The 13,412-nt window shown below is 66.5% G+C and carries 13 protein-coding genes; 8 read left to right on the top strand and 5 right to left on the bottom strand.

Annotation, left to right across the window (positions count from 1 at the left end; all coding sequences use genetic code 11):
* Positions 1 to 1,941, top strand: a 1,941-nt coding sequence (locus AC1DN0_RS37825) for an alkyl/aryl-sulfatase (protein ID WP_477146466.1), incomplete at its 5' end; no start/stop codon positions are given.
* 364 nt (positions 1,942 to 2,305) lie between these two features.
* Here the strand turns inward: AC1DN0_RS37825 and AC1DN0_RS37820 are convergent.
* On the bottom strand, positions 2,306 to 3,214 hold the full coding sequence (locus AC1DN0_RS37820; RefSeq protein WP_441628396.1) for a LysR family transcriptional regulator: 909 nt from the start codon (positions 3,212 to 3,214) through the stop codon (positions 2,306 to 2,308).
* A gap of 132 nt (positions 3,215 to 3,346) precedes the next feature.
* Between AC1DN0_RS37820 and AC1DN0_RS37815 the strand changes: the two genes are divergently transcribed.
* From AC1DN0_RS37815 to AC1DN0_RS37795, 5 genes are all read left to right on the top strand, one after another.
* Positions 3,347 to 4,015, top strand: coding sequence for an HAD family hydrolase (locus AC1DN0_RS37815; RefSeq protein ID WP_477146465.1), 669 nt, complete (start codon positions 3,347 to 3,349; stop codon positions 4,013 to 4,015).
* Positions 4,016 to 4,027: 12 nt separating this feature from the next.
* On the top strand, positions 4,028 to 5,020 hold the full coding sequence (locus AC1DN0_RS37810; protein ID WP_441628392.1) for a tripartite tricarboxylate transporter substrate-binding protein: 993 nt from the start codon (positions 4,028 to 4,030) through the stop codon (positions 5,018 to 5,020).
* Between the two features lie 25 nt (positions 5,021 to 5,045).
* Positions 5,046 to 6,191 carry a DSD1 family PLP-dependent enzyme gene (locus AC1DN0_RS37805; protein WP_477146464.1) on the top strand — a complete coding sequence of 382 codons (1,146 nt, stop codon included), beginning with the start codon at positions 5,046 to 5,048 and terminating at the stop codon, positions 6,189 to 6,191.
* The gene (locus AC1DN0_RS37800; RefSeq protein WP_441628389.1) at positions 6,181 to 6,609 is read left to right on the top strand and encodes a RidA family protein; all 429 of its coding nucleotides are present in this window, start codon (positions 6,181 to 6,183) and stop codon (positions 6,607 to 6,609) included. The genes AC1DN0_RS37805 and AC1DN0_RS37800 overlap by 11 nt, the downstream gene beginning before the upstream one ends.
* Before the next feature lie 148 nt (positions 6,610 to 6,757).
* Positions 6,758 to 6,958: a DUF3606 domain-containing protein gene (locus AC1DN0_RS37795; RefSeq protein ID WP_441628387.1), complete on the top strand. Its 201-nt coding sequence runs from the start codon at positions 6,758 to 6,760 to the stop codon at positions 6,956 to 6,958.
* A 28-nt stretch (positions 6,959 to 6,986) separates the two neighbouring features.
* On the opposite strand, the gene AC1DN0_RS37790 is transcribed toward AC1DN0_RS37795, so the two are convergent.
* Positions 6,987 to 8,069 carry an SRPBCC domain-containing protein gene (locus AC1DN0_RS37790; protein WP_441628386.1) on the bottom strand — a complete coding sequence of 361 codons (1,083 nt, stop codon included), beginning with the start codon at positions 8,067 to 8,069 and terminating at the stop codon, positions 6,987 to 6,989.
* A complete protein-coding gene (locus AC1DN0_RS37785; RefSeq protein WP_441628428.1) occupies positions 8,066 to 8,449 on the bottom strand; it encodes an ArsR/SmtB family transcription factor in 384 nt (127 codons plus the stop codon). Before AC1DN0_RS37785 ends, AC1DN0_RS37790 begins: the two co-directional genes overlap by 4 nt.
* 213 nt (positions 8,450 to 8,662) lie before the next feature.
* Between AC1DN0_RS37785 and AC1DN0_RS37780 the strand changes: the two genes are divergently transcribed.
* Positions 8,663 to 9,184, top strand: coding sequence for a hypothetical protein (locus AC1DN0_RS37780; protein ID WP_441628385.1), 522 nt, complete (start codon positions 8,663 to 8,665; stop codon positions 9,182 to 9,184).
* A gap of 39 nt (positions 9,185 to 9,223) precedes the next feature.
* On the opposite strand, the gene AC1DN0_RS37775 is transcribed toward AC1DN0_RS37780, so the two are convergent.
* Positions 9,224 to 9,604, bottom strand: a complete 381-nt coding sequence (locus AC1DN0_RS37775) for a RidA family protein (protein ID WP_441628384.1) — start codon at positions 9,602 to 9,604, stop codon at positions 9,224 to 9,226.
* 199 nt (positions 9,605 to 9,803) lie between these two features.
* On the opposite strand from AC1DN0_RS37775, the gene AC1DN0_RS37770 reads away from it, so the two are divergent.
* Complete coding sequence (locus tag AC1DN0_RS37770; RefSeq protein ID WP_441628382.1) at positions 9,804 to 11,036, top strand: glycosyltransferase; 1,233 nt, start codon at positions 9,804 to 9,806, stop codon at positions 11,034 to 11,036.
* Between the two features lie 477 nt (positions 11,037 to 11,513).
* Here AC1DN0_RS37770 and AC1DN0_RS37765 read toward each other — a convergent pair whose 3' ends face one another.
* A complete protein-coding gene (locus AC1DN0_RS37765; protein WP_441628380.1) occupies positions 11,514 to 13,121 on the bottom strand; it encodes an EAL domain-containing protein in 1,608 nt (535 codons plus the stop codon).
* Positions 13,122 to 13,412 lie beyond the last annotated feature (291 nt).

The following is a 13,412-nucleotide window of genomic DNA, read 5'->3' as shown; positions in this document are numbered from 1 at the left end:
CTCCTCGCCTTCCAGGCTGCCACCGCCCAGACGGCCAGCGCGCCGGCTTCGCCCGCGACCGCCCAGGCCAATGCGGCGTGGCTGCAGGCGCTGCCCTTCGGCGACCGGCAGGATTTCGAGGATGCCCATCGCGGCCTGGTGGCACGCTTCCCCGAAGCCACCATCCGCACCGCGGATGGCCGGGTGGCGTGGGACTTCAACGCCTATGCCTTCGAGCGCGCCGATGCCGCGCCGCCTACGGTCAACCCCAGCCTGTGGCGGCTCGCGCAGCTCAACAACGAAGCGGGCCTGTTCAAGGTCACTGACCGCATCTACCAGGTGCGCGGGGCCGACCTCTCGAACATGAACATCATCGAGGGCGACACCGGCATCATCGTGATGGACCCGCTGATCACCGCCGAGACCGCGAGCGCGGCCCTGGCGCTGTACTACGCGCACCGGCCCCGCAAGCCGGTCGTCGCCGTGATCTACACGCACAGCCATGCCGACCATTTCGGCGGCGCCAAGGGCATCGCCGACGAAGCCGACGTCAAGGCCGGCAAGGTGGCCGTGATCGCGCCGGCCGGCTTCATGGAAGAAGCCGTCAGCGAAAACGTGCTGGCAGGCAACGCCATGAGCCGGCGCGCGCAGTACATGTACGGCACCACCCTGCCCCGCAGCGCGACAGGGCAAGTCGACGCGGGACTGGGCAAGGCCACCTCGCGGGGCACGGTCACGCTGCTCGCACCCACCGACCTGATCGCCAAGACCATCGAGACGCGCCGCGTCGATGGCATCGACATCGAGTTCCAGCTCACGCCCGGCACCGAGGCGCCGGCCGAGATGAACCTCTACTTCCCGCAGATGCGCACCCTGTGCATCGCGGAGAACGCCGCCCGCACCCAGCACAACATCCTGACCATCCGTGGCGCGCAGGTACGCGACGCCAAGGCGTGGTCGTACTACATCGGCCAGGCACTGGCGCGCTATGGCGAGCGCAGCGACATCCTGATCGCGCAGCACCACTGGCCCACCTGGGGCCAGGCGCGCATCAACGAGTTCCTGTCGGACCAGCGCGATATGTACGCCTACCTGAACGACCAGACGCTGCGCCTGATGAACCATGGCATGACGCCCATGGACATTGCCGACACGCTGCGCAAGCTGCCCGAGCCGCTGGCCAGCAAATGGTATGCGCGCGACTACTACGGCTCCATCAGCCACAACGTGCGCGCCGTCTACCAGCGCTACCTGGGCTTCTACGACGGCAATCCCGCCCACCTGAACCCGCTGCCGCCGGTGCAGGGCGCGAAGAAGACGATTGAATGGATGGGCGGGCCGGACGCGGTCCTGGCCAAGGCGCGCGAGGCCTATGCCCGCGGCGAATACCGCTGGGTGGCGCAGATTGGCAATGAACTCGTCTTTGCCGACCCGTCCAACGCGGCGGCCCGCGCGCTGCAGGCCGATGCGCTGGAGCAGCTCGGCTACCAGACCGAGAACGCCACCTGGCGCAACGCCTACCTCACCGGCGCGCAGGAACTGCGCAACGGCGTCAAGCGGGGCGCGTCCGGCGGCACCACATCGCCCGACATGGTGCGCGCGCTGACCGTACCGTACTTCTTCGACTACCTTGCCGTACGCCTGAACGCCGACAAGGCCGCCGGCAAGGCCATGACGCTGAACTGGAACTTCACGGACCTGCGGCAGCGCTACGCCATGACCCTGCGCAACAGTGCGCTGACCTACCTGGCCGACACGCAACATCCGCGGCCCACGGCGTCGCTCACCCTGGACAAGGCCACGCTCGACCGCATCAGCCTCAGGCAACTGACGCTGCCGGAAGCGATCAGCAATGGCAGCATCCGCATTGACGGCGATCCCAAGGCGGTGGCGTCGCTGTTCGGCATGCTGGATAGTTTTGACGGGTACTTCAATATTGTCACGCCGCAGGCGGCGCCTTGAAGGCGCCGCAATCATGGAGAGACCGATGCCGATGCGTGTGACCTGCCCCCTCAGCGCGCTTCTCTTTTGCTGCGTCGCCGCATGCGCAACGCAAGCGCCGGTGGCGCCGGCCAAGCCGGAAACGCCGGCTCCCGCGGCGAATATGCCTGGCTCCGACCGGGATGCGAATGGCTGCATCCCCTCGGCCGGATACGCCTGGTGCACGCGCACCAGGCAATGTGTGCGTCCGGGCGAGCTGGCCCAGAAACAGGGCTTTAAGCTCACCCTGGAATCATTCGACGGCTACTGCGCCAACCCGGAGCAATAGAAGTCTGCCTGCGCGCCGGCGAAAGCTCGCCTCGGCAAACCCGTAATTTCCGGATCGCTATTTCCCCAATCCCTCCTCGAAGAACTGCAGCAGCGCCTGCACCCGTGCCGTACGCCCACGCCGCGTCGGCACCAGCAAAGTCACCGGGGCGCTGTCGAACTCCCAGTCGGCAAGCACGCGGACCAGCGAGCCGCGCGCCACCGCCTCCGCCGTATCCCATTCCGAGCGCAGCACTAGGCCCAGCCCTTGTTCCGCCCACTGGCGGGCGACGCTGCCATCGTTGGTGGTAAAGGCCGGCACGACCCGCAGCGTCTCGCGTGCCGGGGGCCGGCGCGCGGCGCCCGGACCCGGCCGGCGAAAGCGCCACAGCGTCACGTCCTCGTCGTTCTCGCGAATGCAGATGCAGGCGTGTTCCAGCAAGTCGCGCGGCTCGGCGGGCGTACCATGCGCGCGCAGGTAAGCCGGGCTTGCGCACAGCCAGCGCGCATTCGGCGCCAGCGTGCGGGCGATCCAGGATGAGTCCCGTACCGCGCCGATATGGATCACCGCGTCAGAGTCATGGCGGTCGGGCCAGGGCGTTTCCCGAAGGTCCAGTTGCAGGCGCAAGCCGGGATGGCGCTGCGCGAAACGCGCTAGCAGCGGGGCCACGTGGTGCCGCCCGTAGCCAAAGGGGGCGGCGATGCGCAGCGTACCGGTCAGGCGGCTGTCCTCCCGGCGAAAAGACTCTGGCAACGCCTCGAGCTGCGCCAGCAGCGCCGCGCCCTCCTGGGCAAACCGCTCCCCTTCCGGCGTGAGGCTCAGGCGCCTTGCGGTCCGCGTGGCGAGCGCCAGGCCCAGGGTAGCTTCGAGCTTGCGCAGGCGCATCGACAGCGCCGGTGGTGTCACGTTGAGCGCGCGCGCGGCGGCGCTCAGGGACGGCGCTTGCGCCAGCGCTTCGACCAGCCGCAGGTCCTCGATCTGGATCATTCACTTCAGCTTAACGATTGATGTTCCGGTATTTAACCACGAGCCGCATACTCCTTCCTACACTGAGGGCCTGTCACGACTGCCGATTGCCGATTGCCGCTGACAACCACCCCACTCACGTAAAAGGCCCCCATGGATACCCCGGACCGTTCTCCCTCCCCTGCCTGGCCCCGCGCCGTCCTGTTCGACCTGCTCACTGCCTTGCTGGATTCCTGGACTATCTGGAACGCCGCCGCCGAATCGGAGGCGCAAGGCAGGGCGTGGCGGGCGGAGTACCTGAAGCGGACCTATGGTTGCGGCGCCTACGTCAGCTATGAGCAACTGGTGCGGGAGKCAGCCCGACATGTCGGCCTGCCCGCCAGCGCGCCGGATGCGCTCGAGGCCGGCTGGGATGCGCTCCCGGCATGGGATGGCGCGCGCGAACTGCTGCGGGCGCTGCGGCCGCATTGCCGCCTGGCGGTGGTGACCAACTGCTCCGAACGCCTGGGACGCCGTGCCGCTGCCCTGCTGGATATCGACTGGGATGTGGTCGTCACCTCCGAGGAAGCCGGCTTCTACAAGCCGGATCCACGCCCGTATCAACTGGCGCTGAAGCAGCTCGGCGTGCCGGCCGCGGATGCCGCCTTCATCGCGGGCTCGGGCTATGACATGTTCGGGACCTCGGCCGTGGGCTTGCGCACCTACTGGCATAACCGGGTGGGCCTGGCCCTGCCCGCGGGCGCGCCGGCGCCCGACGCCGAGTTCGCGACGCTGGAGCCGGCGCTGCCATGGCTGCGGTCCTTTCACGCTGCAACTTGCTAGGGAGCGCCCGCCATGCTCGGCATTTCAACTCCTCTTGGCCGCCGCCTGCTGGCGGCAGCCACCCTGGCCCTGGCCGCGCAGGCCATGGCACAAAGTCCGGCGTTTCCCGCGCGGCCCATCACGCTGGTGGTGCCGTTCCCGGCCGGGGGACCCAGTGACGCGCTCGCGCGGGGCTTTGCCAGGCAAATGGGCGATCAGCTCGGCCAGCCCATGGTCATCGAGAATCTCGCCGGCGCGGGCGGCACCATTGGCCTTGCCAAGCTGGCGAAGGCCGCGCCCGACGGCTACACGCTGGGCTTCGGCACGATCGGCACCCATGTCGCCAATGTGGCCTTGTACAAGAAGCTGCCCTACGACCCGGTCGCGGACTTCAAGCCCATCGGGCTCGCCGGATCGGCGCCGATGCTGCTGGTCGCGCGGGCGGACCTGCCAGCCGGCAACCTGCGGGAGTTCGACGCATGGCTGCAAACCCATGCGGCCACGGCATCGTACGGCAGCGCCGGCCTGGGCTCGGTCTCGCACTATGGCTGCGTGCTGCTGCTCGCGGCACTGAAGAAGAATGCCACCCATGTTCCCTATAAGGGCGTGGCGCCGGCCGTCAGCGACCTGATGGGCGGCCAGACCGACTTCATGTGCGACCAGACGACCACCGCGCTGCCGCAACTTGCCGGCGGCAAGATCAAGGTGCTGGCGGTGCTGTCCGGCGAGCGCCTGAAACAATTGCCCGGCACGGGTACCGCCAGGGAGGCTGGCTATCCTCTCGACGTGCGCTCCTGGAACGCCATCTTTGCGCCCAAGGGCACGCCCGACAGCGTTGTCACCCGGCTCACCGCGGCCATGGCCGGTGCCGCGGCCGATCCGCAGTTGCGCCGCCAGATGCAGGCGGTGGGCGTCGACGTCCCGGCCCAGGGCGGCACAGCGCCTGCCGTGGTGTCGAACCTGATTTCGCGCGGCCTGCGCGACGATGTGCCGGCGCTCAAGGCCAGAGGCCAGCTCCTGGACTAACCACCTCTAAAGACCCCAAGACGATATGCCTATTTCCTCCGACACGCTCGCGAGCCTGGAAACGCCGGCAGCGGTGATCGACCTCGCCCGCATGCAGCACAATATCCAGCGCATGCAGGCACGCATGAATGCGCTTGGCGTGCGCTTCCGCCCGCACGCCAAAACCAGCAAATGCTCGCCCGTGGTGCAGGCGCAAATCGCGGCCGGCGCGCGCGGTATTACCGTTTCCACCCTCAAGGAAGCCGCGCATTTCTTTGCCGATGGCGTCACCGACATCCTCTACGGTGTCGGCATGGTGCCGGGCAAGCTGCCCCAGGCCCTGGCCCTGCGCCGCCAGGGCTGCGACCTGAAGATCGTCACCGATAGCGTGGCGTCCGCCGAGGCCATCGTCGCATTCGGCGCCGAACACAAGGAAACGTTCGAGGTCTGGATCGAGATCGACACCGATGGCCACCGCTCCGGCATCCGCCCCGGCGAAGCGGCGCTGCTCGCAGTCGGCCGCGTGCTGCACGAAGGCGGCGCCCGCCTGGGCGGCGTGATGACGCACGCCGGCTCCAGCTACGACCTGGACACGCCCGAAGCCCTGGCCGCGATGGCGGAACAAGAGCGGGCCGGCTGCGTCAGCGCGGCCAGCCGGCTGCGCGAAGCCGGCCTGCCTTGCCCGGTTGTCAGCGTGGGCTCGACCCCCACGGCGCTTTCCGCAACCGGCCTGGCAGGCGTCACCGAGGTGCGCGCGGGCGTCTATGTGTTCTTCGACCTGGTCATGCGCAATGTCGGTGTGTGTACGACGGAAGACGTGGCGCTGAGCGTGCKGACCACCGTGATCGGGCACCAGGCGGACAAGGGCTGGGCCATCGTGGACGCGGGATGGATGGCCATGAGCCGCGACCGCGGCACCCAGAAGCAGAAGTGCGATTTCGGCTACGGCCAGGTCTGCGGCATCGACGGCGCCGTGCTGCCGGGGTACGTGCTCAGCGGCGCCAACCAGGAACATGGCATTCTCTCGCGGGAAGGCTCTCCGGAGCCCGACATCGCAACGCGCTTCCCCATCGGCACGCTGCTGCGCATCCTGCCCAATCATGCCTGCGCGACAGGGGCGCAATTTCCTGAATATCACGCGCTCGCGCAAGACGGCGAGCTCGCCACCTGGAGCCGGTTTCATGGATGGTAATCAGAATCACGCAGTCCAGACCGCACAGACTGTGCAGACGGTCTCGCCCGCCGGACTCTCCGCGCCGGGCGGACACTACAGCCACGCAACGGTCGCCAATGGCTTTGTCTTTGTGTCCGGCCAGCTTCCGGTCACGCCTGACGGGCAAAAGCTCTCCGGCGCCCCCTTCGACGAGCAGGCGCGGCAGGTGCTGGCAAACGTGGAGGCGGCGCTGGTCGCCGCCGGGAGCGGTATCGCCGGACTGGTCCAGGTCCGCGTCTATGTGGACAGCATCGAGAACTGGCCGGTCTTCAACGCCATCTACGCGGCATGGGCGGGCAACGCGCGCCCGGCGCGGGCGATCGTGCCGACCGGTCCGCTGCATTTCGGGCTGAAGGTCGAAGTGGAGGCCACGGCGGTTGTCCTTCCGGCCGCATGACACCGCTGCGCTGAACCAAGCGGCCGCAAGCGCTAACACGCTGCCATGCGCGGCCGATCAATGACTACAATGCAAGGCAGCCATTCGACAGCAACACGCTCCGCTCACGACCCCATGTGACGCGGCCGGCAAAGGCTGGGAGAGCCGCATGAGCAACGATCCGAAGCACTTCAGGCCACTGGACCCGGGAAGGGTCAACATGATGGATGCGCTTGAAGTGCAGTACTGGTGCACGGAGCTTAACTGTACGCAGTCCGAACTCCGGGAGGCCGTGGCAAACACAGGCGATCACATTTCCGCTGTCCGGGCCCGCCTGGAGGCGTTGTACCCGGACAAGCGGCACGGATAGCGCATCCGCCTCCATACAGGTCCCGCCGTCAGCCAAGCTGCGGCTGCGTGGCGGCAAAGCTGGGCCGCTCGCGCATGACCGCCTGCGCGCGCCGCACGTTGGGGCACTTCTCCAGCAGCTCGGCCCCTTCAGGGAACATGCCGACATAGGTCAGGATCGGCGCGAGGAACAGGTCCGCCATCGACAGCGCCGTGCCAGCCAGGTAGTCGCGATCGCCGTATGCGTCCTCCAGCGCCTGGAGTTGCGCGGCGATCTCCGGCAGCGCCGCATCGATCATCGCGCGATCGGGCTGGCCGTTCTCTCCCTTTGGAAAGAGGTACTGCAGGACGTAGCGGCGGACCATCGTGTCGTAGGCATGGCAGTTGATCAGGCTGATCCACTGCTCGCAGCGCGCACGGGAGACGGGGCCGGATTTTTCAAGCAGGCTCGGTCCGTCAAAGGCTTCCTCGATATAGCCCAGGATCGCGCGCGTTTCGTAGAACGCGATCGGTCCGTCGGTCAGCACCGGAATGCGCCCGAACGGATTGTGCGCGAGCACCTCCGGCGAATGCGGCGGCACCGGCTTCAGCGTGTAAGCCACGCCTTTTTCCTCAAGCGCCATGCGCACCGTGCGGCAGTAGCTGCTGCGCGGATCGCCGATCACGGTCACGGTGCCGGCGCTGCCCGCCGGATCGAGGTAGTCGCTGAGGCGATTGAACACCGATTGCCATCCCCCCATATGCGAGTCGCGCTCGCGCGCTTCCGGGAAGCCGCTGTGGCGCATGTGCAGACGGGTGCCGCCCTCCTTCTCCGTCAGCGTGACTTCGATCAGCGTCTTGATCTCCCGCGGAATTTCGCCGGATTCCCAAGTCCAGGTATAGGCGAGGAAGTCAGCGCGGTCGATCGCCTGGTACTCGCCGCCCACGATGTGCTTCGCGCCATCGCGCCCGCCCATCACGATGCGGTACTTGCCGCCGACGCGTGCGTCGGCGCTGGCTTCCAGCACGCTCATGCCGCGCGGGCAATGCCACGCGGCCAGCGCGGCCTGGCTGGTAAATGCATCGAAGACCTTCTCGCGCGGGGCGCGGATGAAGCGTTCCATTTCCAGGTGGAAGGTAGCGGCTTGGGTCATGATTTTTTCCCTCGGGATTTGCTTTCGCTGCGGGCGCCTTCGGTGACGCCCGCCGCATGGGTGCGTTCGACGAACTCAACGAGGCGATCCAGGTTGCCTTCCCAATGGCGCCGGTAAGTACCCAGCCAGTCATGCGCGTCGCGCAACGCATCGGCCCGCAGGTGGCAGATGCGCCAGCGCGCGTTGACTTCGCGTTCGATCAGTCCGGCTTCCGCAAGCACGCGCAGGTGCTTCGAAATCGCCGGAGCGGACATCTCGAACGGACGCGCCAGCTCGCTTACCGGCGCCTCCCCTTCGGCCAGGCGCGCCAGGATCGCACGGCGGGTCGGGTCAGCCAGGGCGGCAAAGATGGGGGTGAGCGGGTCGATGGAGGATGGCATGGGCTCATTTAACCAACAGGTTAAATGAAAGTCAAGGCGGAAAATCACGGACGCCGCGCGATTTGGGCTGATGGAATAAATCCCCCGCCCGGTGCGTTTACCGTGAGGGCAAGGGAGGCGCGACAGATGCGACATGTGCATTTGCGTGCGCATGCGCTATGCTGCACGGATGTCCCCGATAAACACGACCCGCGCAGACGCTGGAGAATGGTCATGCAATATCGCTTAGTCAGATGGATGGCCGCCGCCGCCGCCGCGTTCGCGCTGTGTGCCTGCGCGACCCTGAATCCCGTGCAGACCGCGCAAAATATGATCGGCAGTCCGCAAAGTACCGTGCGCGACACGTTCGGCGCACCCACCGAGACCTATCAGCTCGCCGGGGGCACCAGCCGTTGGATCTACTCCAAGCAGCCGCTCGGATTCGAGGTCTACGCCGCGGATTTCGACGCAAGCGGAAACCTTTCCAACTTCCGCCAGATGCTGACCGAGAAGGAGATCTACGAGGCACGGCCCGGTGTCTGGACCAAGCGCGACGTGGCCGAGCGCTTTGGCATGCCGCGCGAGCCGGTCCAGTATTACCCCCTCATGAAGCGCGAGGCATGGTCGTACCGGCTCTATACAAACGGCTACATGCCGGCCCACTTCAGCGCCTATTTTGACGACCGCGGTGTACTGGACCGCACCATGATCATCCTCGACATGATCGGCGGCGACAGCCGTGACGCCAGCAAGTAAGGCCATTGGCATCCGGCGCGACGGCGCCGGAATCGCCGTTCAGCCGCCAAACACGGCAATACACTCCACCTCCACCCTGGCGCCGAGCGCCAGTCCGTTGGCGCCGAGCGCGCTGCGCGCCGGATACGGTTCCTCGAAAAACTCCTTGTAGACCTCGTTGAACACCTGCCACTCGCCGATATCGGCCAGCATGATGGTGCATTTGGCCACATGCTTTAGCGACAGGCCGTGCGCTTCGAGCGTGATGCGGATATTCATCAGCGCCCGCCTGGCTTCTTCGCGGATGCCGCCCGGCACAAGGCGGGTGGTGCCGGGCACGATGCCCATCTGCCCGGAGAGGTACAACAGCTCGCCAACCCGCACGCACTCGGAGAAAGGCAGCCCTGCGGGCAGAATCTTGCCGGAGTTCAGGAATTCCATATTGCGCCCCGCATCAGTAAGATCTTCGAACGCCACATCCCGGATCGCCCGGTGGCGGCCTCGCGGTTTTCAAGTCTAGGAGAACGGATCCGGGATCGTGCTTATTTGCAGGGTTTGCCTGATAGTTGGTGCCGCAGCCGGCCCTCGCCCCCCGCTTGAGCCGGCCAGCCGTACCGAGCACCAGGAGCCGCAGGAAAACATGAAATTCGTCGTTGCAACCTATGGAACGGAAGGCGATACCCGCCCGCTGGCGGCACTGTGCCGCGCCCTGATGGACGCCGGCCACGAAACCCGGCTGCTCGCCGATGAAGCCACCCTGGGCACCGCCCGGTCCCTTGGCGTCCCGACAACCGCGCTGGCGGGAGACATCAAGGGAACCCTGCAGCCCGAGAACGCGATCGCCAGCGTCGTTGCCGGGAACAGCGGGCTCACCAGCACCGCGAGCGCGCTGGCGGGCATTGCCAATGCCAACGCCGAGGCCTGGCTGCGGGCGATCGTGGCGGCGGGCGAGGGCTGCGATGCCATCATCGTCTCGGCGCTGGCCGCCTTTGTCGGCTTGTCGGCGGCAGAACATCTCGGCGTAAAGGCCATCGGCACCGGGCTCATCCCGATCACGCCTACGGCGGCATTCGCTTCGCCCTTCCTGCCGCCGAACCGGGTGCCGGGCCTGCTCAACCGCGCGAGCCATCACTTCGTCAACGGGCTGCTGTGGCGCGCGTTCCGCAAGCAGACCAACGCGGCGCGCGCGGCCGTATGCGGGCTGCCGCCACGGCGGGAACTCTGGACCCGGCACCCGATGCTGTACGGGATATCGCCCAGCCTGCTGCCCCGCCCCGGCGACTGGCCCGGCAACACGCATGTCTGCGGGCAATGGATCCCGCCGTCGCCGGACTGGTCCGCGCCGCAGTCGTTACGCGACTTCCTCGCGGCCGGGGAGGCACCGATCTACATCGGCTTTGGCAGCATGGCGGGTTTTGACCGGCAGAAAACGCTGGAAGCGATGATCGCCGCCGCCGCGGGCCGCCGGGCGTTGTTCTATCCGGGCTGGAGTGGTGCGGACGCCACCGTGCTGCCGGCGAATTTTCATGTCATGGGCGACACACCCCATGACTGGCTGTTTCCCAGGACCTCGCTGGTCATCCATCATGGCGGCTCCGGCACAACCCATTCCGCGGCGCGGGCCGGCGTGCCATCGGTGGTGGTGCCGTTCGCGGGCGACCAGTTCTTCTGGGCCGACCGGCTCAGGCGCGCAGGCATTGCCGCCGGCGCCGTGAACGGAAAGCACCTGCAAGCCGCTGCGCTGGCGCGTGGCATCGCGTTTGCCGAGAGCACCGAAGCGCGTTCCCGTGCCCAGGCACTAGGTGCCAGCATGCGGGAGGAAAACGGCGTGGCCGGTGCGGTTTCCGCTATTGAGCACATCATGTCCCATTGAGCCGCGACCGCAGAATCAGAGCCCTCGGAAGCCCCAACATTCGATCTTCGAGGACCGCGAATAACAGCTGCCGCCCGAATGAGCTTCGGTGTAGCCGTGTGGAGCGCCCCCAAGGGCGGGCCACACCCCAGCGCGATGCGAAGCGAGCCGTACCCCGGTGTACCTTTTTTGCCTACTTTTTTGGCAAGACAAAAAAGTAGGTCGCCGCCCCGCAGGGGTGGTGAAACCGCCTTTGACTTTAAGCCTTTGAAGTTGACCTTGAAGTCAAACATCTCAGCATGCCGGCAGGCGCCGCGGATGTGAGAGTGCTCTCCATCAACTACAACCACGCGTGGTAGTGAGCCGACACCCTTTCTGTGAACACCAATAAGTTCATGGGCGAACTAGCAGGCATGCTCGACACATTCAGGCCTGATTTCAATATCGTGACGCCGTAATCCGCGCTGAATGACCAGGCCATGGCCAGGGCCCGGTCAGTTAGCCGGGCATGGCCTGCTCTTCCAGGGTGGCCGAAGTGGCACCGGGACGGTGGTGGCGCCACGCCGCCAGCTCGCCCGCCCCCAACGGCGCGGCGAACAGATAGCCTTGCGCCCAATGCACGCCGTGCTGTCGCAGGTAGGCGGCCTGCTCCTCGTTCTCGATCCCCTCGGCGGTCAGGTCCAGATGCAGCCGCTGGCCCAGGCTGATGATGGTGTCGAGCACCACGGCATTGACGGAGTCCGTCCCAATGCCCATGACGAACGAGCGATCGATCTTGAGGAAATCGGCGTGGAGCTGTTCAAGGTAGGACAGCGAACTCTGTCCCGTGCCGAAATCATCGAGCGCCCAGAGCACGCCCCGCGAACGCAGCCGCTCGATGTTGCGTTGCACCTGCTCGTCATTCGGCAGCGCTTCGCGTTCGGTGACTTCCAGGACCAGCAGCGGGCCGCCGGGGCCGAACTTGCCCAGGAGTCGCTGCACATCATCGACGAATCCGGGGGTCGCCAGGTGGGAAGCGCTGACGTTGACGCCGATGTGGTCGCGCGGTCCCAGTCCCAGGCGCGGCAAGTCGGCGGCCACCAGGTCGAAGATATGCCGCGTCAGGTCGCCGATGAGGCCATTGTCTTCCGCCAGCGGGATAAAGATGTCCGGCCGGATATGGCCCTGGCCCGGCCGGTGCCAGCGCACGAGGGCCTCGAGCCCGCTGCACTCTCCCGTGGCCAGCCGGATGACCGGCTGGTAGACCATGTGAAATTCGCGCTGTCGCATGCCGCGGTAGATCTCGTTGACCAGGGACAGCCGGCGCCGGCAGAACAGATGCGCCAGGTATCCTGAGAGCAGCGCCGCCAGTACCAGGAACGGTGCGTAGTGACGCCACAGCTCATGGCGGTAAGCGGTGATGAGCGCAGGGGCCACCGCGACGCGCACCTCGATGGGAAAGACGGCGGACCTGGCCAGTTTCATGCTGTTCCGGTAGCGCGGGCCGGTCGGCGTCGTCAACGGCGCGCCGGTCGGCAACTGGCGTAGCGAGTCGCTGAGCAGGATCTGGACCTGGAACTGGCCGCGGTACGAGGCGGCCGCCTGGATGTCCAGCAGGTACTGCCCGTCAATGACAGCCAGCACGCCCGAACCGTCGCCAATACCGTGCGAGACGATAACCGCGGGCCGGTCCGGGACCATGGAGGTGCCAGCGCTCGGGGTGATCCGCTGCCCTGGCGGCAAGCTGGTCATCGCGTCGAATGCCAGGGCGAGGGGGATGTCGTTGAGTTTGCCCAGGACCGGAGAGCAGTAGAGTTTCTCTTGATGGACCAGGATGAGCGAGCGGAAATACGGACTCAGGGTGCTCGTCCGCGTGAGTTCGCCGATCACCTCCTGGCATGGCTTGCCGAGCAGCGCCATGGATTTGTCGACATTGGCGGTGACCACCCTGAGGATGTTGTCCATCTGCTTCTGGATCGCCACCGCCGTGACCAACGCTTCGCCGTCGGCGCGTTGCCTTCCCTGCAAGAACACCAGCGGCACCATGACGAGCGCGGGAATCAGCATGGCTGCCAGCACGATTGCCAGGTGCCAGTATTGCTCACGCCGAGGCTTGATGATCTGCACGTCCGAGGCTCCTGCGCGTGACGTGCATCCGGGAGGCCAATTCCAGGGACCCCATGCCCGGTGACGTGTTCGCGCTACGGTGTTATTGATGTGTACTCGTCCAGGGCGGTTTCCTGATGTTTTTGCGCTTGCCGCGCGCGCTTTGCCCTTGCGGATTAGCGCAAAAGGAAGAAAGCCGAGTCATGTACTGCAGGCGTTCAACCCTCGCTGACCTTGCGCGAGCGCCAGTGCCCGTCGCTCTGCTTGCAGAACCAGCCGGTCCAGTTGTCTTCCTGATCCCCGCGCTTGAGC

Source organism: Cupriavidus sp. 05N39 (assembly GCF_056397325.1).
The sequence above is the reverse complement of the archived record's forward strand: the minus strand, read 5'-3'. Positions and strand labels throughout refer to the sequence as shown.